22 protein-coding genes are annotated in these 21,483 nt (G+C 57.2%); 14 read left to right on the forward strand and 8 right to left on the reverse strand.

What is annotated here, in order from left to right; all coding sequences use genetic code 11:
* Positions 1–85: 85 nt before the first annotated feature.
* Positions 86–2,419, forward strand: a complete 2,334-nt coding sequence (locus tag Pla144_RS04640; protein ID WP_146448200.1) for a serine/threonine-protein kinase — start codon at positions 86–88, stop codon at positions 2,417–2,419.
* Between the two features lie 14 nt (positions 2,420–2,433).
* Here Pla144_RS04640 and Pla144_RS04645 read toward each other — a convergent pair whose 3' ends face one another.
* Complete coding sequence (locus Pla144_RS04645; protein WP_146448203.1) at positions 2,434–2,757, reverse strand: DMT family transporter; 324 nt, start codon at positions 2,755–2,757, stop codon at positions 2,434–2,436.
* A 222-nt stretch (positions 2,758–2,979) separates the two neighbouring features.
* On the opposite strand from Pla144_RS04645, the gene Pla144_RS04650 reads away from it, so the two are divergent.
* The gene (locus tag Pla144_RS04650) at positions 2,980–3,525 is read left to right on the forward strand and encodes a helix-turn-helix domain-containing protein (protein ID WP_146448205.1); all 546 of its coding nucleotides are present in this window, start codon (positions 2,980–2,982) and stop codon (positions 3,523–3,525) included.
* Positions 3,526–3,580: 55 nt separating this feature from the next.
* On the opposite strand, the gene Pla144_RS04655 is transcribed toward Pla144_RS04650, so the two are convergent.
* The 5 genes from Pla144_RS04655 to Pla144_RS04675 all read right to left on the reverse strand — a co-directional run bounded on the left by Pla144_RS04655 (position 3,581) and on the right by Pla144_RS04675 (position 6,943).
* Complete coding sequence (locus tag Pla144_RS04655) at positions 3,581–3,796, reverse strand: hypothetical protein (RefSeq protein ID WP_146448208.1); 216 nt, start codon at positions 3,794–3,796, stop codon at positions 3,581–3,583.
* 176 nt (positions 3,797–3,972) lie between these two features.
* Positions 3,973–5,133: a phage major capsid protein gene (locus Pla144_RS04660; RefSeq protein ID WP_146448210.1), complete on the reverse strand. Its 1,161-nt coding sequence runs from the start codon at positions 5,131–5,133 to the stop codon at positions 3,973–3,975.
* Between the two features lie 72 nt (positions 5,134–5,205).
* Positions 5,206–5,676 carry a capsid cement protein gene (locus Pla144_RS04665; RefSeq protein ID WP_146448212.1) on the reverse strand — a complete coding sequence of 157 codons (471 nt, stop codon included), beginning with the start codon at positions 5,674–5,676 and terminating at the stop codon, positions 5,206–5,208.
* 74 nt (positions 5,677–5,750) lie between these two features.
* Entirely contained in the window at positions 5,751–6,554 is an 804-nt protein-coding gene (locus Pla144_RS04670) for a hypothetical protein (RefSeq protein WP_146448214.1), read from the reverse strand.
* A gap of 206 nt (positions 6,555–6,760) precedes the next feature.
* Complete coding sequence (locus Pla144_RS04675; protein WP_146448216.1) at positions 6,761–6,943, reverse strand: hypothetical protein; 183 nt, start codon at positions 6,941–6,943, stop codon at positions 6,761–6,763.
* A gap of 466 nt (positions 6,944–7,409) precedes the next feature.
* Here Pla144_RS04675 and Pla144_RS04680 point away from each other — a divergent pair, with 466 nt between their 5' ends.
* Positions 7,410–8,225, forward strand: a complete 816-nt coding sequence (locus Pla144_RS04680; RefSeq protein ID WP_146448218.1) for a PEP-CTERM sorting domain-containing protein — start codon at positions 7,410–7,412, stop codon at positions 8,223–8,225.
* Positions 8,226–8,402: 177 nt separating this feature from the next.
* On the opposite strand, the gene Pla144_RS04685 is transcribed toward Pla144_RS04680, so the two are convergent.
* The gene (locus Pla144_RS04685) at positions 8,403–9,728 is read right to left on the reverse strand and encodes a Gfo/Idh/MocA family protein (protein ID WP_146448220.1); all 1,326 of its coding nucleotides are present in this window, start codon (positions 9,726–9,728) and stop codon (positions 8,403–8,405) included.
* Between the two features lie 703 nt (positions 9,729–10,431).
* Between Pla144_RS04685 and Pla144_RS24455 the strand changes: the two genes are divergently transcribed.
* The 10 genes from Pla144_RS24455 (at position 10,432) to Pla144_RS04730 (ending at position 19,047) form a co-directional block, all read left to right on the forward strand.
* A complete protein-coding gene (locus Pla144_RS24455) occupies positions 10,432–11,025 on the forward strand; it encodes a hypothetical protein (protein WP_197530381.1) in 594 nt (197 codons plus the stop codon).
* Between the two features lies 1 nt (position 11,026).
* The gene (locus tag Pla144_RS04690; protein ID WP_197530382.1) at positions 11,027–12,007 is read left to right on the forward strand and encodes a S1 family peptidase; all 981 of its coding nucleotides are present in this window, start codon (positions 11,027–11,029) and stop codon (positions 12,005–12,007) included.
* Positions 11,985–12,296, forward strand: coding sequence for a hypothetical protein (locus tag Pla144_RS04695; protein ID WP_146448225.1), 312 nt, complete (start codon positions 11,985–11,987; stop codon positions 12,294–12,296). The genes Pla144_RS04690 and Pla144_RS04695 overlap by 23 nt, the downstream gene beginning before the upstream one ends.
* Positions 12,297–12,438: 142 nt before the next feature.
* On the forward strand, positions 12,439–13,122 hold the full coding sequence (locus Pla144_RS04700; RefSeq protein WP_146448227.1) for a hypothetical protein: 684 nt from the start codon (positions 12,439–12,441) through the stop codon (positions 13,120–13,122).
* 152 nt (positions 13,123–13,274) lie between these two features.
* Positions 13,275–13,529, forward strand: a complete 255-nt coding sequence (locus tag Pla144_RS04705) for a hypothetical protein (RefSeq protein ID WP_146448229.1) — start codon at positions 13,275–13,277, stop codon at positions 13,527–13,529.
* 61 nt (positions 13,530–13,590) lie between these two features.
* On the forward strand, positions 13,591–14,154 hold the full coding sequence (locus tag Pla144_RS04710) for a ParB N-terminal domain-containing protein (RefSeq protein ID WP_146448231.1): 564 nt from the start codon (positions 13,591–13,593) through the stop codon (positions 14,152–14,154).
* Positions 14,155–14,250: 96 nt separating this feature from the next.
* Positions 14,251–15,402 (forward strand): GNAT family N-acetyltransferase, encoded by a 1,152-nt coding sequence (locus Pla144_RS04715; protein ID WP_146448234.1) that lies wholly within the window; start codon positions 14,251–14,253, stop codon positions 15,400–15,402.
* A 96-nt stretch (positions 15,403–15,498) separates the two neighbouring features.
* A complete protein-coding gene (locus Pla144_RS04720; protein WP_146448237.1) occupies positions 15,499–15,948 on the forward strand; it encodes a hypothetical protein in 450 nt (149 codons plus the stop codon).
* The gene (gene terL, locus Pla144_RS04725) at positions 15,945–17,564 is read left to right on the forward strand and encodes a phage terminase large subunit (RefSeq protein WP_146448240.1); all 1,620 of its coding nucleotides are present in this window, start codon (positions 15,945–15,947) and stop codon (positions 17,562–17,564) included. The genes Pla144_RS04720 and terL overlap by 4 nt, the downstream gene beginning before the upstream one ends.
* A 106-nt stretch (positions 17,565–17,670) precedes the next feature.
* Positions 17,671–19,047: a phage portal protein gene (locus Pla144_RS04730; RefSeq protein ID WP_146448242.1), complete on the forward strand. Its 1,377-nt coding sequence runs from the start codon at positions 17,671–17,673 to the stop codon at positions 19,045–19,047.
* Between the two features lie 64 nt (positions 19,048–19,111).
* Here the strand turns inward: Pla144_RS04730 and Pla144_RS04735 are convergent, their stop codons facing one another.
* The gene (locus Pla144_RS04735; protein ID WP_146448245.1) at positions 19,112–19,741 is read right to left on the reverse strand and encodes a hypothetical protein; all 630 of its coding nucleotides are present in this window, start codon (positions 19,739–19,741) and stop codon (positions 19,112–19,114) included.
* Positions 19,742–20,219: 478 nt separating this feature from the next.
* Here Pla144_RS04735 and Pla144_RS04740 point away from each other — a divergent pair, with 478 nt between their 5' ends.
* Positions 20,220–21,464: a serine hydrolase domain-containing protein gene (locus tag Pla144_RS04740; protein WP_146448248.1), complete on the forward strand. Its 1,245-nt coding sequence runs from the start codon at positions 20,220–20,222 to the stop codon at positions 21,462–21,464.
* The last annotated feature ends 19 nt before the right edge of the window (positions 21,465–21,483 follow it).

Below are 21,483 nucleotides of genomic sequence, written 5' to 3' on the forward strand. Positions count from 1 at the left end.
GTTTCATGCACTTCTGGTGCTCCGATGGTAAGATAAGGAGTTGAGATCCATCACCAGACAATCCGCCTCCTGATAAGCTTGACCAATGTCCGACGAAGCGAAACCCCCCCTAGAGTCACTCCAGACCAACGATGACCGTTATGCTGCGACGCTGCTATTCGAGCCGGATGAATGTATCTCGCGGCAAGAGCAGGATATCGCGCTCGCCGCAGAGCTCTTGAATTCTGGCATCGTCAACGATCGTGAAATCACCGCCGCGGTTTCAGATTGGTCCATGCACGGCAGCCTCTCACTGGAGAAGCATCTTGAAAATCGAGGCCTTCTGAAAGCCGAGCAACTCGGAACTCTGAAAGAAAGAGCTGCCAAACGAGTGGATCGTGCCCGCCAGAGTATCGCGGGTGGATCGGAGATGCCCGCGGCAGGCCAGAGTCTGCTGTTAGCCACCCTCGAGCGGCTCGACGGTTCGGGCCGGGTAGCAAAACTCTTGGGCGTGACGGTTGCCGCCCGCGCCGGTGATCATGATGCCCGAGCGATGCAGGGTCGCTATGAAATCATCCGCAAGCTTGGTCAAGGAGGACTCGGCCGTGTTTGGCTCGCCCGGGATGTGAATCTCAATCGCCATGTAGCTCTCAAGGAAATCAGTCACGCGGCGGGAGCGTCTGAGAAAGTCGTCGAACGATTTAAGCACGAGGCCGAGATCACGGGCCGACTGGACCATCCGAGCATCGTGCCGATCTATCAACTCGGCGAAGACCTGGAGACGGGACGCGCGTTCTACACGATGCGTTTTCTCGGCCGAACGACCCTGCAGGATTCGATCAGCGAGTATCATGAGCGGCGCGAAGAAGGTGATGAGGATCCGATGCTGCTCCGACGACTATTGAGCGCATTCGTGAACGTTTGCCACGCCATCGGCCACGCGCATTCTCGAAAGGTAATCCACCGAGACCTGAAACCCGAAAACGTTGTCATCGACAGCTTTGGGCAGGTGATCGTCATTGACTGGGGATTAGCCAAGGTGATTGACGATGCCTCGGTCGAAAGTGTTATGGATTCTGTAACTGTCGGGAGTGCCGATCGCACGAGCGAAGGACAAGTTCTCGGCACGCCTCTGTACATGGCTCCGGAGCAAGCGGCTGGTCGACTTGATGAACTAGATCACCGCACCGATATTTATGGTCTGGGTTCGATACTGTTTTCGATCGTCACTGGCTACGCCCCGCACGAGAGGACGCAGAAAGCCTCGATCGATTCGGGGGTTGGCGCGCGGGGGATGATTAGTGTTATTGCCAGCGGAGTGACCCCTTCCGCCCGAGAGGCCCACCCTAATGCCGACCCCGCGCTGGATGCCATTTGCCGCAAAGCGATGGCCCGCCGCAGGTATGCCCGCTATCAAAATGCGACAGACCTAGCCGAAGATGTTCAGCGCTGGATGGCCGGCGAGCCGGTGACCGCTTACCAAGAAACTTCCTGGCAACGGGTGAACCGATGGGTTTCTCAGCATCAACGTCTGACGCAGTCACTCGTGGCGGCGGCCATGGTTGTCTTGGTCGCACTTACGACACTTGCCATGGCAGCACGCCAGAATCATTTGTCAGAGTTGCACAACCGGTTTTCCGAAATGGAGGGGGATGTTCGCGAAGTCTCGCTGCAATTGCAGTCTATAGCTCAGGAAATGTCGGAAGACACTCGCTTCCTTGCTTCTTTGCCGCCGATTCAGGGCATCGTCAATGCAACCAGTGGCGTGGAAGGAGAGGACGAAGAAGTTTGGCGCGGTCGGTTGGAAACGATTTTTGTCGGTATGCTTGGCTCAAGTCCAGATTACCTGGCGCTCACCTTTGAGCAGAAGCAAGGGGAAGGTACCTCGGATATCGTTCGCGTCGAACGCAGTCCAGCCGATCCCACGCTGATTCGCATTCTGCCGGAGAGCCGACGTCAAACCGTCGAGAATGATGATCTTATGACTGCAGTCGCAAACCTTGAACCGGGGGATGTGAAATTTACTCTTGAAGATCGCGCTCGCCATGCTAATGTCGCGGCCAACCTGGACCGCTTCTCCGCCGCCACGCCCGTGTATGGTGACGTTTCAGGTGAGTGCTTCGGCATGACGGTAATTGAGACAAACATCTCGAAAAGAATTAAAGAAGTGTTACTCGGCCTGGGCGCCGTTGACTGTGAAATGTTCATAGCAGATGGTTCCGGCGAACTCTGGGCATCAGTTAATCCCGGGCGGGGAGTACATATGGCACATCCTGGACAGAGGATCCCCAATTTGCCTCCGCAGGTTGCAGAGCATTTGGCCGTGAAAGGGGAGCCGTTCGACGTGCAGAGCGAAGACGAATACGTCGCCGAACGGTTCTACGTCGATCCAACCGGGAGAGGCGTCACGATTTTTGCCAGGCTGCCGGAGGATGAGTAGGCATCTCTCGGCTCTCAATGCTCGAACATCTTAAGACCCACGATCCCCGCTGCGATCAGGCCCACGCTCACCATTCGGGCCGCAGTGGCAGGTTCCGAGAACGCGGCGATGCCGACCGCGAAGGTGCCGATGGCGCCGATTCCCGTCCAGACTGCGTAGGCGGTTCCCATCGGAATACTTCGCTGGGCGATGAGCAGAAATAAACCGCTCAGCGCCATGCAGGCGATTGCCAACGTGAGCGGCAATGGGCGGACACCTTGCTCGTTCCAGCCCAGCTTCAGGCCTAGTGGCCAGCCTATCTCGAACACCCCCGCTACGATCAGACAGAGCCACGCCATTGGGTTACCTTTGATTTGTTGTCTTCAGCTACCATTTCAGCAGTTTGAAAAGTCGGTTAGCGTGACATTCTACTCCAGACAACCTCAGGCGCCAGTGAGGAAGCATTTTTTGCGGGTTCTTTGGTCTGCCAACCGTGCCGCTTGACCTCAACAGCCTAATAGTGTACATATGTGTATTATTGTCAAGGGGCGGTTTGTACACACTTTCTGGTAGGCCCGGTTATGTACTCGACACAACCCGAAACTCAATTGCTGGGGCTGCGGCAATTGCCAGGAAAACTGTTGCCGGGGGCGAATATCCGGCGGCTGATGGTTCGGCTCGATATGACACTACAAGATGTGGTGGCGGCCACGGGGCTTGATGAGCGGACCCTGCGAAGCATGTTGCAGGGGTCCACGCGACCCCATGCCCGTACTCTTCACAAATTGGCCCATGGCCTGGGGGTCGCCACCGATGAACTGTTTCAAGATCCATTCGGAAACGGACACGCTGCCTTCGACCGCGCCACCAACCCTCTCGTCGCGGAGGTAATCGACAACCACCCCGAGATGTTCGACGACTGGCACAGCGCCGACTATGAAGAATTGTTCAGCCGGATGGCGGTCGGTGGTGAACTGACCGAGGAAGGAACGTTGGCCGCGGCCATCGCGATGAATGCTCGTCGTGAGTTGCAATACCAGGTATCGGTCATCCTGGAAACCCGCGAGGCCGACTTGCTGCGAGAGTTTGTGGGAATGTTGTTTCGGCGGGTAACGGTTGAGTCTTGAGTTGCGAGGCGAGAGTTTCGAGTGAAGAGAAAACTCGCAACTCATAACTCTTCTCTCAGGTCATCCCTTCCGAACGAACTTCAAACGGCTCGTACCCGTTCAACTTCTCGTCGCACCAATCGACCGTTTGCTCTAGCCGACTCACCAACTCCGCCCAGGTGACATCTTCGCTGCCGAATTGGTAGCCCGCACTGGGATCGGTGTGCATGTCCGCCAGTTGCGCTAGTGTCAACGTGCGAATGGTTCGAATCTGTTCAACGTCGCTCGGCATAGTGGAGACTCCAATAATATCCCTCTCGCCAGTGCACTGGCGACAGGGGACCTGAGAAGGAAATTAGACACGGATGTAAGCTGATTCGGCGGATCAACGCGGATTTCAAGACCTGTAGTATTGATCAGCGAAAATCCGCACGATCAGCGTTCATCCGTGTTCCATTCTTTTCATGCCTACCCCGTACACTTCACCACGAAGCGAGGGTTCAACACGGCCGCCGCACCGCGTTCGCTTGCTTTGAAACGTAGTACGATGTCGTTGTTGAAATCCGCCTCGCTGTTGACCGGGGCCTGGGTGACGGTAATCGGCCAGTTCTCCATGTAGGCAAACGCCTTCGCCAGATCGCCGATGAACCAAACCTTCCTCGCGTCGGCAGCAGCCTCCCCGGAGGCGATCAGCCGACGATACGCCAGGCGACTTTCCTCGACCCGGTATTTGCCCAGGGGGTTGCTGGCCCGCGTGGTCGTTGCTGAACCGCTGGCGGTGTACTCGATCTCCGCCGCTTTGAACACACGATGGGCCGCGTGTCGATACGCCGGCATCACCAGCACGGTGGAGCCCCGCACGAGGACCGGCTCGCCGGTATTCGGATCGAGGATCTCCGCGAACAACTGCTCGGCCGCGTCGACGTTGGTCCAATCTTCCAGTTCGTTGCTCGCCAAGGTGTTTACCCACGGACTACTCGTCTGATAGGTGTTGTAACTCGTGCCATTGGACTTGTAGTTGTTGGTCGCGCCGATCACGAGATCCAGCAGTCGCTTCTCCTTGTTGAGGCCAAGAATCTCGCCGACCTCTGCCGCCCGACTGAGTACCAAGTGCGTGCGGTCGAAGAAGATCGCCTCCTTGGTCACCGGCACGATGAATCCTCGTTTGGCGGTTGCCGGTGTCTCGATGTATTCCTCGCCGAAACCGAGATTCGGATACGGCATGCCAGGTCCGACTTCGTCGATGTTGTCGGCAACCCGTGCGATGCCAGGGATCTTTTCTCCGTCGAGTCTCGTGGGGATCGTCTGCACCAACTTCGACACCACGAATGCTTCCTGTGTGTAGGCATCGAGGATTTTTGAATACACGACTTGGCCGGTGATGTTCAGAAACGCCGTGACATCTACGCCATCGGATGCTTCCATCACGCTCACGTTTCCGCTCGAACGCGGATCGAGCATCCGCAACCATTGCCGACCGTCGGGCACCAACGCCTCGGCCAGATCGCGAAGCGAAAAGTCCTCGGCCGTGAGATGCCGATCCCGCAGGGCCTCGGACAAGTGGTTCACCGTGCGCGTCGCACCGTCCAATTCATATCGTCGTTTGAGTTCTCGATAGTTGAGTGACACGATTCATGTCTCCTGTTTATTGTTGGTTATTAAATGTTTCTATTGGCGAGCTGGGGCGTTCTCGCCCCCGGTCTACGCCGCCACTTGCGGGCCGCCCTTGGTCAGGGTGCTCACCACATCGACCAGCACTTTGGTCGCGGCGGGGGAAACCCGTTTCATGCAGCGGCCGATCGCCAGGTTGGCACTCGCCACGCCGTCGACGACTTGGGCATCGAGGGTTCCTGACCCTGCGTCATTGCCGCCGACAAGGTCTCCCACATCGAAGGTTGCCGACGCACAGTCGAACTCGAACACGCCCGAGGTGGCGATCCGAATCGCATCGGTTGCACCGACGGGCGAACATTGCATCGCAATGCCGAGGAACTCATCGTGAAAGGCCTCCTGAGTGGCGGCGGTGGTTCCCTGGTTGGATAGAGAGGTGACTGGCAACACTTCGCCACCACTGAGCATCAACAGATCGCCAATTTCGACCGAGACTGCCGTCCCGACAGGCAACATGATTGGATTCGTATCCCCATAACGCCAACGCATCGTATTCGCCATTTTGAAAGTCTCCTTTGAGTAAGTTTGCTTTTCATGGAAAGCCGTGAGGTTGCAATCCCACGGCGTTGCTTCTCTCAGTTCTGGTTAGTTTTCAGTGACCGTGCAAAATCTTTTGGGTTTGCTTCTTTCATGCGACCCGACTCGACGAGTGCCAACTGGTCTCGAGATCGGGGCCCAGTTGCCACGTCGAGGCGCTGTTCCAGCAGGGCGATTCGCGCGGCAAGTTGCTCATGCAGCGTCCGTGCTTCTGCGACGGTAGGTTCCTCGATCTCGGCCAAGAGATCGGGCCGATGCAGCCGCAGTGTTTCGAGCGTCAGTGCATCCCACTGGAACTTGGCCGGCGTTCCTTCGGAGTCGGCTTCCTGCTGTTCAAACAAGCCCTCGGTCGTTGCCGGGTCGGCCACCAAATCGACACTCTGCACACGCGTTATTTCTTCGACGACGAGTCCGCCATCGGTCCGGGTGACGCGGGCTTGCACATTGTGCGAGAAGCCGACGTTGCGCGGATTGTGCTCAGCATCCCACACCAGTTGCTCGGCCAAAGCATGCCGTGGATTGAAATGCAGATTGCCGAACAACCCTTCGCCGGCGCGAAACTCGACGCCGCGAATGATGCCGATGCGATCTTGATAGTCTCTCGGTGCAAGTGGCCCTTCCTTCGGGTGATTCACATTCACCCGCGCCTCTTCATACAGCGACACCGCCTGCGAGAGTGCCAATTCACGATATTGCCGCCCGTTGCGGGAGCTGAGCCCGATGAGCTTCACCCCCGTAAGCACTCCCACCGTGGGATCCACTCGCAAGGCGATTCCCCGCGAATCGCTGTATTCCTGCAAGTTTTCGACATGATTGTCAGTTGTTGGCTCGATCGTCGTCATGATTGGTCTCCGTGATTGCACAAAAAAAGCCCCGAGCGAAACACGATGTGTGTCTCGATCGGGGCTGGAACACGATACCACCGTGAAAGGTAGCCCTGTTAGATACCCGGAATAGGCGCTAGGCGCTCGTTGCTAGGAGCTAGTCCGAGGTGAATTGAGCGAGTCGATTCTCTCTGGCTAGCGCCTATCGCCTCGCAATTAGCGCCTCACTTCACCATCCTCTCCACCGTGACCCGTGCGTATTGGATATGTCCATCCTGCACGGTGATCGTCACGCTGGCCGAGCCATGAAACCCGGCAACACAGGCATTAGAGATCAACTTCTCAAACTCAGCCTGAGCCTGTTGTCGTCGGTCGTTGCTCTGGGAGGTGCATTTTGTTCTCGTCATGCGTGTGAATCTAGCAGATTCGCAGGACGTTTTCAGCAACGAATTTTGTGCCAATTGTGAGAAGGCGCGAGTTATGAGTTTCGAGGCGCGAGAAGCATGTAGGATGGGTGCTTGCACCCATCTTCTCCTTACCACAAATCTATGGGTGCGAGCACCCATCCTACAAATCTGGAAGGGCATCAAAATACAAAGCAACACCATCGCCGACGGCACCGCAGTTGAAACTGCCGAAAGTGGAACTGTACAGGAGTTTGACCGCCATCTGCGTTTGCTGTCCCGCCTGAATATCCCTTGTACAAATGGATTACCCTCAGATTGACCAGGAACAAATCCCTCTGGTTGCAATTATTGCATCAGCCGGTTAGACCCGGCTATAATAGTCTTAAGACTTTTAGTCGTAAGTTCTATTTGAGTGCTTCCTATCTCTTTAACCATTTGATGAGAACTAGGGAATTGGAGAGCAACCATGCAACGCAGTCTATTGATTTGTGCTGTCATCATGTTGGCTGTGTCTTGCACAGTCCCTTTGCAAGCGGACGATTTGCAACTCACTCTAGACATGCGAAATGCCTCTCGTCCCAACGCCTTCGCCGGTGGCACGTGGGAGCTATACGCGCGTGTAATTGACACTGGCGTTGGCGTTGACGGCAGCACCGGCATTGCCGGGCTGCGGGCGCTTTTGGACAACATTGATCCCGCGGGGATCACTTTCAATCCTGGTATAAATCCCAATGGCGCGGCGACTGTCCAGGTCCTTAGTGGCGACCCGCAAGGAACCGTGGAAATTGTGTACCGTCAGGATCTGTCTCAAACTACGCTGGCCAGTGTGGGAGTTCCTCCAGTCTTCGCCCCCAATAGAGACGTCCTGATAGCTTCTGGCTCCTGGCCCGCGGGTCTTCGTCCTGTTTTTGGCAACGATGGATCTGATTTAAGCAGTGGTGATGTTTTGGGTGGAGACGGAAATTCTGCGGTGGCAGCAGACAATGTTTTTACTTCAGTCGTTACGCTAGGCGACTTAAATAGATCTGGCTCCATTTCGGGTGCAGACATCGGCCTTTTCGTAGAGCAGTTACCCGGTATGCCGTTTCCACCTTCCTATAACCCTGCCGCCGACATTAATCAGACGGGGACAGTTTCCAATTCGGACATCGGTGGATTTGTTGGCATCCTTGCCGGTCCTCTCACAGCAGCTTCAACTGGAGTTCCCGAGCCAGACACAATAGGCCTGTTGTTGATCAGTGGCTTGGGCTTACTGCTGCGACGTAAGGTAAGAACTGACTAAAAAGTGAGGGGTGAAGTACCGGTGAAGGTTCAGGAGTGAGCAAACGCATCTCATCGAAATAATCAATTACTTTGCTTTGTGTCCTCCGTTGCCTCCTGTCCAATACGAACTCTTTCGCCCGGAGGCAGGTGTGCCTCCGGTTAAGGCAATTTGAGATCGAACCAATAAGTACCATCCCTACGCCATGTCCGGCAAGCCGAATGGTGCTCGGTAGGTCTTAGTCAACAGGCTATTCGCTTCATCGCTATCAACGAATCGCTCGGTCGTGGGATCGAAATCTAGTCGGCCAGCTACTTGTTCTGCAATATCACCCAGGTGTACCAGTGCGCAACTCCGATGGGCAACCTCGGGTGGAGCCTGCGTCGGTGTGCGGTTGCGCACGGCGTTGAGGAAGTTGGCCATGTGTTCGGCGTAACCCCGTTGTCCGCGCAGTTCTTTTCCTTCGGTTGGCCCCGGCACTTGTTTCTTACCGAGAAACACACTGAATGCTCCCCGGCGTGAAAACACCATGTAGCCTTCTGTGCCATAGAAGACGTTGCCGTTGTCAAAACCATACAGTCCGTACTCCGTAAACGGATAGCATTCGTAGAGGAGCAATCGTCCGTCGGGATACTCGAACGCTACGTTCATGTTGTCGGGATACTCGCTGTAGTGACCTTGCAAGGTCCGTCTGCCGCGCGCGGTGATCTGCCGGGGGAGCGTGTCGATGCCGAGCCCCCAGGTGGCCATGTCGAGGTCGTGGATCCCATCGTCACCAATTTCGCCATTCGCATAGTCGCGGAATCTCCGCCAGGTGCCATGAAACCGCAGCGGATTGAACGGGCGACTGGGTGCTGGACCCAACCAACGGTCGTAGTCGACGCCCGATGGTGGATCGGAATCGGGCACGGGTTTTTCGATTGAACGCTTTTCAGCCGTCCAAGCCCGTGCAACTTTCACGTCGCCTAGGATTCCCTCTTGGAGAAGCCGTCCCGCTTTTTCCGTGACGGGGCTGCTCCGCATTTGACTTCCCTGCTGAACCACGCGGCCATACTTGTTCGCCGCGGCGATGATCCGTGGGCCTTCGTCATAGACGTGTGAGATTGGCTTTTCAATGTAGACATCTTTCCCGGCTTGCATTGCACGGAGCGCAATCGGTGCGTGCCAGTGGTGCGGCGTGGCAATGATACAAGCGTCCACTTGGTCATCTTCGAGAACATCTTCATACCGACTCGTTTGCTTAATCGCTGTCGATTGAAACCCGGAAACCGCCCGGGCCGCTGCGTCGATCTGCTGCGGATCGACATCACACAGCCATTCGAGCAAAACATTTTCACGGCGCTCAGCGAGCCCCTGCAGATGGAGGAGCATAATATTGCCGCAGCCGATGATACCTAGCCGCACTTTCGATGATTGCTCCCCAGCGAAGACATGCACCCCTCCGAGTGCCGAGGCCGCTGCTAAGACAACCCCAGCCTCGGCAGATTGTTTGAGAAAATCACGGCGGGGTGTTTGTTTGCTCATCACTGGGATCCTCTTAAAGATAAGTCAGCACGAAATCAGCAACACCTTGTTTGTCCCATTGATTCTATGCGATGCGAGAGGAGTTTAGCGCCTTCAACAATGTGGCTGCCATGACTCACCTGAAAGCTTGTGTCACAAGACTCAAAGATTCACGCCCCAGAGGCAGGTATGCCTCCGGCATCGCTGTCGCCGCAGCAGAGATCGGGGATCGCAACTCCCCCCCCAATTATGCTTGTTTAGCACAAGGCTGTCCAACCAAATTCGCCCTCATTTGGTGCGGGGACAATACGGAGCAAAAGGCGACCGTTTTGGACATCGCTTGTGAGCGGCACGGCGCTAGCCGCCGGTAGTGTTGAATAACCGGTGGATAGCGCCATGCCGCTCACGGTATTTACCCATTTGTTGGGTTTGGCAAAGCGTCAGCGGCTAACAACTAACGCCTCAAATCTCGCGACTTCTTCCAAAACTTTCTTGTAGAAATTGTGCCACCCACTCTGCTACGCTGCGGGTGTTGATGAGGTATCGAACGTAAGCCCGACCAGGGTATTTCACGAGCCCGTCGCTGGAAACCAGTTTTCCGGTGGCGGGCTTTTTTCGTTAGCAATTTTTTACCACAGAGGGCACAGAGATCACGGAGGGGGGAATTATCGCATTACTCTGTGCTCTCTGTGTCCTCTGTGACTCAAATCTATTTGGGATATCGATGGTGAAACTTCAAAAGCAAAAACTGGTGCGGCTCAGTGAAACAGCGTCGCAGATTTGGAACGGCGATCTACTCTTGTTTCGCGGAAGCGGCTTGATCGCGCGGCTGATTGGCACGGCGGGGCGGAGTCCTTATACCCATGCGGCGCGGGCCATCTGGTGGGGGGATACGCTCTTTTGCTGTGAGGTGCGGGAACTCAAGGGGGGTCGGGCGGTGACGCTCGCGAGCCAGGTTCGCAAGTTCCCCGGGCGGATCGATGTGTTCGCCACCAACCCCGACAACCGCTGGGCCGAGTACGACCGCCACGGGGCAATTCAACACATGCTGCAACTCACGGGGTGTGACTACGGCTACGCGGGTCTGCTCGAGGCGGCCCTGTTGCATGTTCCACTGTGGCGAATCCTTGTGCGACCGGCGACGGATGATGCCGAGGTCACGCGACGGCCGCCGTTTTGCTCGGAGGCGTGCGCAATGGCGGACCGCATTGGGGGCCGCGTCGATCCCGTGCCGCATCTGGCTGACCGCATCACCGAGCCGGCCGACCTGGCCCGTAGTTCGTTCTATCGTTACCGCTTTACTCTGGAGGGAGTTTGAGATGTATCTCCTGCTCGCAGTGTTGATAACGCTATGCAGTCAATGTCATGCCGAGTCGGTTCCCCAAGAAGCCCTCTGCCGCGTGACGAACAAGCTCGGCAGGTTTACCAACGTCGGCAGTGGCACGCTGATCGACACCAGCGGCGCGCAAGGGTTGGTGCTTACGTGTGCCCATCTGTTTGCCGAAGGTGCGGGCGAAATCGTTGTCGAGTTTCCTGGGGTGAAATCGCATGGGGCTCGATTGGTAGACCTGGACCGAGATGCTGATCTGGCAGCGGTGGTGATTGCTAATCCGGCGAACACGAGTGCCGCTGTCGAATTCGAATTGAACGAGAGTGACCAATTGAGCGCCTGCGGTTTCGGACCACGGGGCGAATATCGCTGTGGGACCGGCCCGATGGTGGGAGAAGCCAACTCCGCCGGGCAGCAGAGCATTCTCATTGGCGATGCGATCCGCTCGGGCGACTCCGGCGGCGGTGTGTTCGATAGCCAGGGGCGACTGGTTGCCGTCGTCTGGGGCGAAGCGGCGGGGATCACCTACGCCAGTTCGGGGCCGCCGTTGCGTCGGTTTCTCGATCGCGTACTGGGACGGCGAACAGCAACAGTTTATGCGTGCCCGAATGGGATTTGTCCGCGGTCGGTGCCGCAAAGTCCCGCGCAGGATCCGCGACCACCTGAGCCCCGGCAACCGCAATTGCCAGACGTTGAGAAGGATCAGTTTGATTCGCTGGTGGAGCGGGTTGACCGGTTGGAATCAGAAAACAATTCGCGGCATGAGTCGCTTGTGGAACGAGTCGCGGAACTCGCCAAAGCAAGTGGCACCGGTCGCGCTGCCGAGGCTGTGACAAGTCTGCTCGGCATCAGCGGAACAACCGGCTGGGGAGTAATCGCAGCTGGCACCGTCGGTGGCTGGCTCATTGGGCGACTTTGGAAACGACGCGGCGCGGGAGGTCGCCGCGATGAACCCTTTCGCAACAAGTGAGCCATCTGGGAAGGAGAACACCGCCGCAGCGGACGACATGTTTCGCGCGGAGTACCAACCGATCGAACGCGATGAGCGTGAGACTCAAGAACTTTTACAACTTTCACGACTCGAGGGACGTGACCCGCTACAAGATGCAGTTGCAGGACGCCTTGCACTCGACCGGCTCGACGCGGCTGCCGACAGTGACGCTGACCCGGCCCGCGCCAAGTGGGCCGACGAGCTAAGACGAGAACTCCGCGAACGATTCAACGACATCGCGCCAACGAAGTTTGAACTGGGGAAATAGTATCGAGTCACGTGTTTCGAGTTGCGAGTTAGAAAAATGCGATAACACTTTTCTCGCAACTCGAAACCCGTAACTCGTAACTTACTCCCAGATGTCAGACCATTTTCACTGACAATTTATCCAACCAAAAAGGAGAATTCTTATGCCTGCTGGAGACCCTGGAAAAGAACAATTCCGTCGTGCGATTTCCGAGTTTCGAAACCTGCACATCGTGGCGGCACTCGGACCACTGTTCGACTTTCGTAGCGAGGTCGTCTCGAACGATGAGTTCGGCGTCCGAGGAGGTTTGGATGAAACGACCAAGAATCACTATGTCGAGCACCTGCTGGCCAGTGATCGAATGCGGCGGCGAGTGACTTACAATCCCGACAAAAAACCGCTTGGCGAGTTGATCGAGAATGCAACCGACACCAAGCTCACCTTGCTGGGGTCAACCAGCCCCTTCGGCGGCGATGAAGTGCAGGAGGCCCCCGGTGGCTTAATCGCGCTTCCCTGGGCGCTCGATGGATCGGACCCAAACATCCCGCTGGCGAGCCAGCTCAACTTCCGCAGTCAGAATGCGCTCATTCTGCTCGGAGCCGTGGATCGTGCAATTGTGAATTGGAGCCGCTTGGAGAGTCGTTTCCGCAGCACGTTTATCTACGTGAAGGATTCGATGCGGATGTATGGCAGCTACGTGCAGATCTTGGAATACCTCAACGCGTTTGCCGGTGATGCCAACCGCGTCGACATGGCTGCCGGGGTGCGACCCACCGAAGAACCGCTCGGCCCGACCGATTCGCCAAACCTGAGAAGTGAATCGACGGGTGTTGATTCGCGGACATAAAAGTGCGGAGGAAATTAGACGCGGATGAACGCAGATAAAGCAGATTGTCGCGGATTCGACATCGCAATGATCCGCGAACATCCACACGATCAGCGTTCATCCGCGTTCCATTCTTCCATAACAAGTGAAATCTGTTGAATGAGATCTGTGCCATGAACGATGTCGCACGCAAACAACTCGGTTGGCCGGCCGCAGCGACGTTGATCGCGGCGTTGGTGTCGGCATCGTTGGCATTGGCCCTCGCGCAAGCGCAGCAAGAACCAACCGCCGAAAGTCAGTTCGCCTCGGCCCGGGAGATTGGCGAAGTGAAAGCTGGCCTCAAGGCATTGGAACGCACCACCGAGCAATTGCGTACCGACATCCGCGAACTCCGCGAGTTGGTTGGCCGCTTAATCAACGAACGTTAGCCGCGACGCGCCCGCCGAGTAGTGCTCGGCAGAGCGGAGCGCGTGATTGAGGGACCCCATTATGCAAATCCGTGACCGTATCAAAGAACTCCGTCGCGTGCGGGCAAGCGAGCTCGTGCCGAACCCGTGGAACTGGCGGACCCATCCCGTGCCACAACGAAATGCCATGCGCGGCATCCTTGCAGAAGTCGGTTTTGCCGACGCGCTGCTCGCACGTGAACTCCCCGACGGGCGGCTGGAAATTATCGACGGCCACCTGCGGGCCGAGACGACGCCCGATGCCCTGGTGCCGGTGTTAGTACTCGACGTCGATGAGGACGAGGCCAGAAAGATTTTGCTCACGCACGATCCACTTACGTCACTCGCAGAGTTCGATGACGAGCAACTCCACGATTTGATCGAGGCCTGCCAATTCAAGAATCCGCAGTTAACGGCGATGGTTGCTCAGCTTGAAGCAGAAATAGAACAGGCGACGCAAGACTTAGCCGCGCCAACAGAGCGGCCCGAACCGCCGATCCCCACCGCTTACCAAGTCGTGGTGGAATGCGACAGCGAAACACAACAACAAGAAGTCTATGAGCAGATGCACGGGCAAGGATTCCGTTGCCGGGTGGTGACACTGTGAGGTAGTCGCTAGTTGTTGGGCACTAGGCGCTAGTATGAATTTGGTTGACTAGCGCCTAGCGTCTAGTAGCTAGCCCCTCAGTGAGGACTAAAACTAATGAGTAAACGCGAAATCCAAGTTTCCTGCCCCGTTCCTTCCTCTTTCCGTGTGCAGCAGGTGGCAGGGATGTTTGATGTGCCGCTGGGGGAGAAATGCACCGAGCGGTTTTCGGTGCAACTGCCGGGGCGGGAAGAGGACTGGGACGTGGGTCTCATCGTCGGCCCCTCAGGGAGCGGCAAGAGCACCGTCGCGCGGGAATGTTTTGGTGACGTACTCGCCGGCGCTGCCGACTGGCAAGCGGACAAAGCCGTCGTCGATTGCTTTGGCGAGTTGCCCATGCGGCAAGTTGTCGAGCTATTCACTGCCGTGGGATTCAGTTCGCCTCCGTCCTGGGTGAAGCCGTATCAGGTGCTTAGCACAGGGCAACGATTTCGGTGTGATCTGGCGAGGGCGTTGGGGAGAAGTTTCGAGGCGCGAGTTCCGAGTTGCGAGAACAAGGAATCTTCATCACTCGCAACTCATAACTCGAAGCACGCGCCTATCCTCGCCTTCGACGAATTTACCAGTGTTGTTGATCGTACGGTGGCTAAGGCTTGTTCGATGGCGATTGCCAAGGGGATTCGACGCGGGAACATTCCGTGCCGGTTCGTGGCGGTGACTTGCCACTACGATGTGGCTGAGTGGCTCGAGGCGGATTGGGTGTTGGACATGGCCACGGGTCGGCTAGAACGGAGGCGGCTTCGGCGGCCATCTATCCAACTGGAAATCTATCGCTGCCAGTTGGCTGCTTGGCAACTGTTTGCGCGACATCACTATCTGAGCGGCAAACTCGCACGGAGCGCCCGTTGTTATCTGGCCCTCTGGAATGGCGAGCCGGTTACTTTTTGTGCAACGTTGCCGATCATTGCCCAGAAAAACCATCGCCGCTTCACGCGGATAGTGACGCTCCCCGATTTTCAAGGGATGGGCATCGGCATGCGGGTCGTTGCGGCGGTTGCAGAGTTGCATCGGCAAGCAGGATTGCGAATCAATGTCACGAGCAGCCACCCGGCTTTGATTCGGCATTGCAAATACTCGCCGCAGTGGAAAACAGTGAGTGTCCGCAAAGCCGGCGCGCGGAGGCGACAATCGGCGCGGTTCCAGGATTATCGCAGTGCCATCGGCCGCGCAGTGGTGTCGTTCGAGTTTGTGGGGGAAAGCAATGAGTAGGCCGGAACAAGCCGTGCGCAGTTCCGGCATGGCGTAGTGAATCCGGCATGAATTGCCGGAACTCGTGTTACTCGTTCCGGCCTACAAGGTGAAACCATGGACGACACCCAGATCAACGACAGCGACAAGCGGGCCTTGCGGACGATGCTTTTCGTGGGGTGCGATCGTGAGATGGCGGCCAAGGTGTTGGGGTGGACCGCTGAGAAATTGCGCAAGGCGTTGGAGAGTGATACCGAGTTCGCCAACGAGCTGCTGCAAGCCGAGGGGCAGGCCGAGTTCCACCACATGCGGGTTCTGCACAACGCAGCCAAAGACGAGAAGCATTGGCGGGTGGCAGCCTGGTGGCTGGAACGCCGGGCAAAACGACGCTACGGCCGCCGCTCGCAACGAGACCTGACCGACACTCAATTGGAGGATTTCATTGAGAATCTCGCCCGGATCATCCAGTCAGAAGTCACGCAGGACGAAGATCGCCAGCGGTTATTAGAAAAGATGGCGGAGTTTTTGCGTGGCGAGAGCCAAGAAATCACCGAGCCGAGCCCATGACCGATCCCGAGGAAAATCTGAAAACCGAGTTGAAAAGTAACTCGGCGAAGTCTCTTCGAGCGTTGTTTGCAGACTTGTATCGAGCCATCACGCGAGGTAGTCGGCGAGAACTGCATTTATCAAAGATGTCCACGCTCGCCTGGGGACGCACCTTTCTCGTCAGTCACTTTTCGTGTGCTCCCTCGAAGATGCACTGCTGGTTGGGTGAGCATCTCGACACGCTGCACGAGGAGCGGGGATTTAAGATCAATGTGATCGGCCCTCGCGGCGGGGCCAAGTCGACGATCGCCACGTTGGCCTACGTGTTGCGGGCAGCGCTGGAAGGATGGGAGCCTTATATCTGGGTCGTGTCCGACACCCGCTCCCAGGCGTATGGCCACCTGGACAACATCAAGCAGGAACTGCTCACGAACCCACACCTTGCCGACGAATATCCAGAGGCGATCGCCGGCGGGTGCAACTACAAGACCGAGAAGATCAGGCTGAAGCATGGCGCCGTGATCGAGGCCTACGGCACGGGGCAACGACTGCGCGGTCGCCGAGTCGGCGCGAATCGTCCCTCGCTGATTGTATGCGACGATTTGCAGAACGATGGGCACATGCAGTCGGCTTACCTGCGCGAGACGAGCAGCTCCTGGTTCCATGGCTCGCTCTTGAAGGCAGGAGACAAACACACGAACATTCTCAACCTCGCAACGGCACTGCATCGCGATGCCCTGGCGATGCAACTTGATCGCACACCGGGTTGGCTCTCCGCCAAGTTTCGCGCGATCGAGCGCTGGCCGGACAACATGGAATTGTGGGCCAGTTGGGAACGCATCTATGCGGACGTTTCCCGACCTGATGCGGGGCGTGCCGCCTGGAATTTCTTTCAGAAGAATCGCCGAGCGCTCGAAGCCGGCGCGGAACTCCTGTGGCCAGCGCGGGAGGATCTCTACACGCTGATGAAAATGCGAGTCCAGGAGGGGCACGCCACTTTCGAGCGCGAAAAGCAGAGTTCCCCCATCGATCCCGCGCGGTGTGAATGGCCGGCGGAGTATTTTGGGGACCACATTTGGTGCCGCGACTGGCCTGCCGACTTGCAGTTCAAGACGATCGCTCTCGACCCGAGCAAAGGCCGCGACTCGCGGCACGGCGATTACTCGGCTTTGGTCGTGCTGGGGATCGACCGCTGGGGCGTGCTGTATGTCGAGGCCGATCTCGCCCGGCGACCGACTCCTGAGATCGTGGCCAGCGGCGTGGCGCTCTGTCGGCGGCATCAAGCCGATGCCTTCGGAGTCGAAGCGAATCAGTTTCAGGAACTCTTGTGCGATGAGTTCGTCGCAGAGTTTGCGCGGCAGGGAATCCATTGGTGCGTTCCCGCGGCAATTCATAACCATGTGAACAAACAGGTACGCATTCGCCGCTTGGGGCCGTATCTCGCGCAGCGGAAAGTGCGGTTCCTGCAAGGCAGTCCCAGTACGCAGTTGTTGGTGGATCAGTTACGCGATTTTCCCCTCGGCACCCACGACGACGGCCCGGATGCATTGGAGATGGCGCTGCGCCTGGCGGAAGAGTGGCACGGTGGAGAACGGCGCAACGACGGTTTGGGGAGCCGGCTGCGCGTCGACATGTAGGATGGGTGCTTGCACCCATGAATTTGGAGATGGAGAAGATGGGTGCAAGCACCCATCCTACGAAACATTGAACAACACAACTTCACAACCTTAAAGGAGAAAACCCATGTCAAACACCACCCGCTTGGAACGTCGCCTTACCGAAGCCTGCGACGCTCTGTGGGATCTGTTTGTCGATCCGCGCGACGCCTATCTCGACGACACCGGCCAATGGTGGGACAGTGTCGCCACCAACGGCCACGCAGGCCCCGGTGTCAGCGTGCCGTTTGCGACTGAAGCACAACTGGCCGACATTCGCAATCAGGTCCGCCATCTCGCTGCGACGAACGAGTTCGCCATCAATGGCATCGAAAACCGAGTGAGCTATCTCGTCGGCACGGGCCACGTCTATCGGGCGTGCGTTCGCAAAGGATCGCACGCCAGTGGCGAATTGGAAACCGACGTTCAGGCCGTCATCGACGAATTTCTCGAAGTGAACCATTGGCAATCACGGCAACAAGAGATTGTGCGGCGATTAGACCGGGATGGCGAGGCTTTCCTGCGATACTTCGTCGATTCGCACGGCATAACCCGTGTGCGGTTTGTCGAGCCCGCTCAAGTGGCGACGCCGCGTGAACTGCAGAATGTCCCCGAGGCAAGCTTTGGCATTCACACTGAGCCGCACGACGTGGAGTCGGTGCTGGGTTACTACCTTGATGGCCAGCCGATCGACGCGGCGATGATTCAGCATCGCAAGGCGAATGTCGATGCCAATGTGAAACGGGGTCTGCCGCTCTATTACCCCGTACGCAAGAATCTGCGGCGAATCGACAAACTGCTCCGCAACATGAGCGTGGTGGCCGAGATCCAGTCGGCCATCGCCCTGATTCGCAAGCATCGAGGTGCGTCGCGCAGCGGCGTGGAGCAGTTCGTCGCCGATCAGAGTCAGACAACTTCCGCCGGCAGTCGCACGCGGCAACTGTCGCACTACGCCCCGGGAACGATCCTCGATGCGCCGGCGGGCTTGGAGTACGATTTCCCCGCCGCAGGGATTGACGCGAGCAATTTTGTCGCCGTGTTGCAGGCCGAACTCCGCGCGGTCGCCGCCCGGCTGGTAATGCCAGAGTTCATGTTCACCTCCGACGCGTCGAACTCGAACTACGCTTCGACGCTGGTGGCCGAAGGCCCCGCAGTAAAGATGTTCCAGCGTCTGCAAGCCGGCCTAGAAACCGACGACCGCGACGTGATGTGGCGGGCTGTTGAAAACGCTGCCTTGGCAGGACGATTACCGAACGACATTCGCCGTCTGGTCGACATCCAGATCACCCCTCCATCTTTGGAAGTTCGCAACCATTTGCAGCATTGCCAAGTCGAAAAGATCGCTTTCGAGAAAGGCATCCTTTCGCCGCAAACTTGGAGCCTGAAGCTGGGGCTTGATTACGACCAGGAGCAAAAGAACTTGGCGATGCATCAGGAAGAAATTGTAGGCTGGAACGAGCGGTAGTGCTGTTCCGGCAGACCATATGGGTTGATCGTTCATGCCGGAACTGCGCACGGCTTGTTCCGGCCTACGGGGAGGTTGTCCCGGTCCAACCCCCCGCAGTCAGCCGCTGAAGATTAATCACCCACTCGGGAGTGTCTCGCAGGTACGCCGTGAGGTATTTGCGGCGGCTGAAATAGTAGTAGGCATTCGCGCCTTGATAGATGATGCTCAGCACGATGACGCTGCCATACACGCCGACCACCACGAGCTTGTAGACCCCTTCCAACTCAGCTCCCGAACCCAACACCTCGCGGAGTTCGGGGTTGGCTTGCAACTCTGCCGCGAAGGAACTCGGACCCGTGAGGCCAGTCACAAGCATCCACACGCAGTAGACTATTATCAAGGCCAAGAACCCAAGCTGGTTCCAGCCGAGTAGCGTTGGCCCACGGGGATCGAACTTTAATAGCAGTCGCCGTCCGCGAAACTCGTTATACGCGACGATCGCCAAGCCGATCGCGACGAACAAACCCGAAAGGCTCCCGAAGGCAAAGGGAATCGAACACGCTCCCAGAATGCCAGTCGACCAGGCATTGAACTTGGCCACGCCCGCCGCACTGCGAATCTTTCGCGCTCGCTGACTAGCGTTGGCGACTTCCTGCTGCTGCGAATTGCTCAGCGGCTGACCTTGGCCGACGGTGGCTTCTGCAATGCTCATGAATCGTTCCTGGTGTGAGAGGGGCGCGATGACACGGATTTGCACGCCCTGTCTAATTATAGAGCGCATTCACAGGCCAGAACGAGCCGTAGTCCGCCGCGACGGATTCCGGCATGATTTGTTTGACACCATGGCCACAGCACGGCACTGGCCGCAACCAAAATAGCAAACAGGTGAATGGGTGACTGCTCAGATGTTTATGGAAGAAATAGAACACGGATAAACGCGGATTGGGCAGATTTGCGCGGATCAGATTGCTTGCCTTGGTAGGAATCAGCGAGAATCTGCCTAATCGGCGTTTATCCGCGTCTAATTTCCTCCCTCTGTGATTCATCCCCTTTTTTGAAAATTGGATGCGTGCCGGAACTACGCACGGCTTGTTCCGGCCTACGGGTTGATGGGCCTTGATTGCACTTTATGGGCGGGTTGATTCTAATAGGGTTCCTCATCCAAGAGACTCCTGCGAAAGTGGTGTTCAATGCACTCCCGAATCTTTGTCTTGATAGCTTGTGTGGCGATTCTTTCAATAACCTACAGAATTCATGCCGAACCGCTTCCCACGGCTGCGCCGGAAGACGTCGGCATGTCGAGCGAAAAGCTTGCCAAGATTGGTGAGGTCATGCGTTTGCGTGTTACCTATGGTCAACTCGTCGGCGGGTCGGTGCTGGTATCGCGGCGGGGCAAGGTGGTCTACTTCGAACCGTTTGGCTTGATGGATGCCGAAGCTGACAAACCCTGGCAAGCGGATACGATTGCGCGGATCTATTCCATGACCAAGGGCATCACGACGGCTGCCGCGCTGATGCTCGTTGATGAAGGAAAGCTCGCACTCGATGATCCTGTGGAGAAGTATCTACCCGAGTTGGCGGATCGCACCGTGTACGATCCCACGGGGAACCGTCCTGCGAAATCGCCTATGACAATTCGGCAGTTGATGACGCACACCTCGGGGTTGGTCTATGGCAATGCGGAAGGGACGCCTGTCGAACGGCTGTTCGCTGAGACGAATCCCTTGGACTACGAAGGGACGCTGCAGGATTTGATCGACAAGCTGGCCGGTCTGCCGCTCGCCTTTGATCCCGGCACGGATTGGCACTATGGCCTGTCGACCGACGTCTTGGGTGCAGTCGTGGAACGCGTGTCGGGAAAGACACTCGCAGAGTTTTTCCAGGAGCGAATCTTTGAGCCGCTCCAGATGGTCGACACCGGGTTCCAAGTGCCCCAGGAGAAGCTAGACCGATTTGCCGTGTGTTATGAGCAGAAAGATGGCAAGTGGATCGTGGAAGATGATCCTGCGACGAGCCGCTACTCGCGCCCTGCCACGTTTTTGTCTGGCGGGGGAGGTCTCGTCTCAACGGCTGCGGACTACTGGCGGTTCTTCAACATGATTGCTGTCGGCGGTGAGGCCGAGGGAAAGCGAGTTCTCAAACCTGAAACTGTAGCGCTGATGAGCCACAATCAACTCGATGACAAGAGCGGTTGGGTCGCAGATCCCGGTTCAGGTTTCGGGCTGGGCTTTCGCGTGGTTTGTGAACCGATCCCCGCTGATGATCGGCAGCTCTTAGGCGAATATGGCTGGGGTGGCCGCGCGAGTACGCAGTATTGGTCAAACCCGCGCGAAGAATTTACCGTGGTCACCCTCGAACAGACCTTGCCATATAGGGACAGCACCTTCGTCGTAGTAAACCCGCTGGTGTATGAGGCGATAGTCGATGCGGAATAACCCAGCGCGGCCAGTGGAC

This window comes from Bythopirellula polymerisocia, from assembly GCF_007860015.1.
GTDB classification, from domain to species: domain Bacteria; phylum Planctomycetota; class Planctomycetia; order Pirellulales; family Lacipirellulaceae; genus Bythopirellula; species Bythopirellula polymerisocia.

Excerpts from the sequence above, each read along its gene's own strand:
- Pla144_RS04640 (WP_146448200.1), top strand. The coding sequence starts at position 86 with ATGTCCGACGAAGCGAAACCCCCCCTAGAGTCACTCCAGACCAACGAT.
- Pla144_RS04645 (WP_146448203.1), bottom strand. The coding sequence starts at position 2,757 with ATGGCGTGGCTCTGTCTGATCGTAGCGGGGGTGTTCGAGATAGGCTGG.
- Pla144_RS04650 (WP_146448205.1), top strand. The coding sequence starts at position 2,980 with ATGTACTCGACACAACCCGAAACTCAATTGCTGGGGCTGCGGCAATTG.
- Pla144_RS04655 (WP_146448208.1), bottom strand. The coding sequence starts at position 3,796 with ATGCCGAGCGACGTTGAACAGATTCGAACCATTCGCACGTTGACACTA.
- Pla144_RS04665 (WP_146448212.1), bottom strand. The coding sequence starts at position 5,676 with ATGGCGAATACGATGCGTTGGCGTTATGGGGATACGAATCCAATCATG.
- Pla144_RS04670 (WP_146448214.1), bottom strand. The coding sequence starts at position 6,554 with ATGACGACGATCGAGCCAACAACTGACAATCATGTCGAAAACTTGCAG.
- Pla144_RS04675 (WP_146448216.1), bottom strand. The coding sequence starts at position 6,943 with ATGACGAGAACAAAATGCACCTCCCAGAGCAACGACCGACGACAACAG.
- Pla144_RS04680 (WP_146448218.1), top strand. The coding sequence starts at position 7,410 with ATGCAACGCAGTCTATTGATTTGTGCTGTCATCATGTTGGCTGTGTCT.
- Pla144_RS04685 (WP_146448220.1), bottom strand. The coding sequence starts at position 9,728 with ATGAGCAAACAAACACCCCGCCGTGATTTTCTCAAACAATCTGCCGAG.
- Pla144_RS24455 (WP_197530381.1), top strand. The coding sequence starts at position 10,432 with ATGGTGAAACTTCAAAAGCAAAAACTGGTGCGGCTCAGTGAAACAGCG.
- Pla144_RS04690 (WP_197530382.1), top strand. The coding sequence starts at position 11,027 with ATGTATCTCCTGCTCGCAGTGTTGATAACGCTATGCAGTCAATGTCAT.
- Pla144_RS04695 (WP_146448225.1), top strand. The coding sequence starts at position 11,985 with ATGAACCCTTTCGCAACAAGTGAGCCATCTGGGAAGGAGAACACCGCC.
- Pla144_RS04700 (WP_146448227.1), top strand. The coding sequence starts at position 12,439 with ATGCCTGCTGGAGACCCTGGAAAAGAACAATTCCGTCGTGCGATTTCC.
- Pla144_RS04705 (WP_146448229.1), top strand. The coding sequence starts at position 13,275 with ATGAACGATGTCGCACGCAAACAACTCGGTTGGCCGGCCGCAGCGACG.
- Pla144_RS04710 (WP_146448231.1), top strand. The coding sequence starts at position 13,591 with ATGCAAATCCGTGACCGTATCAAAGAACTCCGTCGCGTGCGGGCAAGC.
- Pla144_RS04715 (WP_146448234.1), top strand. The coding sequence starts at position 14,251 with ATGAGTAAACGCGAAATCCAAGTTTCCTGCCCCGTTCCTTCCTCTTTC.
- Pla144_RS04720 (WP_146448237.1), top strand. The coding sequence starts at position 15,499 with ATGGACGACACCCAGATCAACGACAGCGACAAGCGGGCCTTGCGGACG.
- terL (WP_146448240.1), top strand. The coding sequence starts at position 15,945 with ATGACCGATCCCGAGGAAAATCTGAAAACCGAGTTGAAAAGTAACTCG.
- Pla144_RS04730 (WP_146448242.1), top strand. The coding sequence starts at position 17,671 with ATGTCAAACACCACCCGCTTGGAACGTCGCCTTACCGAAGCCTGCGAC.
- Pla144_RS04735 (WP_146448245.1), bottom strand. The coding sequence starts at position 19,741 with ATGAGCATTGCAGAAGCCACCGTCGGCCAAGGTCAGCCGCTGAGCAAT.
- Pla144_RS04740 (WP_146448248.1), top strand. The coding sequence starts at position 20,220 with ATGCACTCCCGAATCTTTGTCTTGATAGCTTGTGTGGCGATTCTTTCA.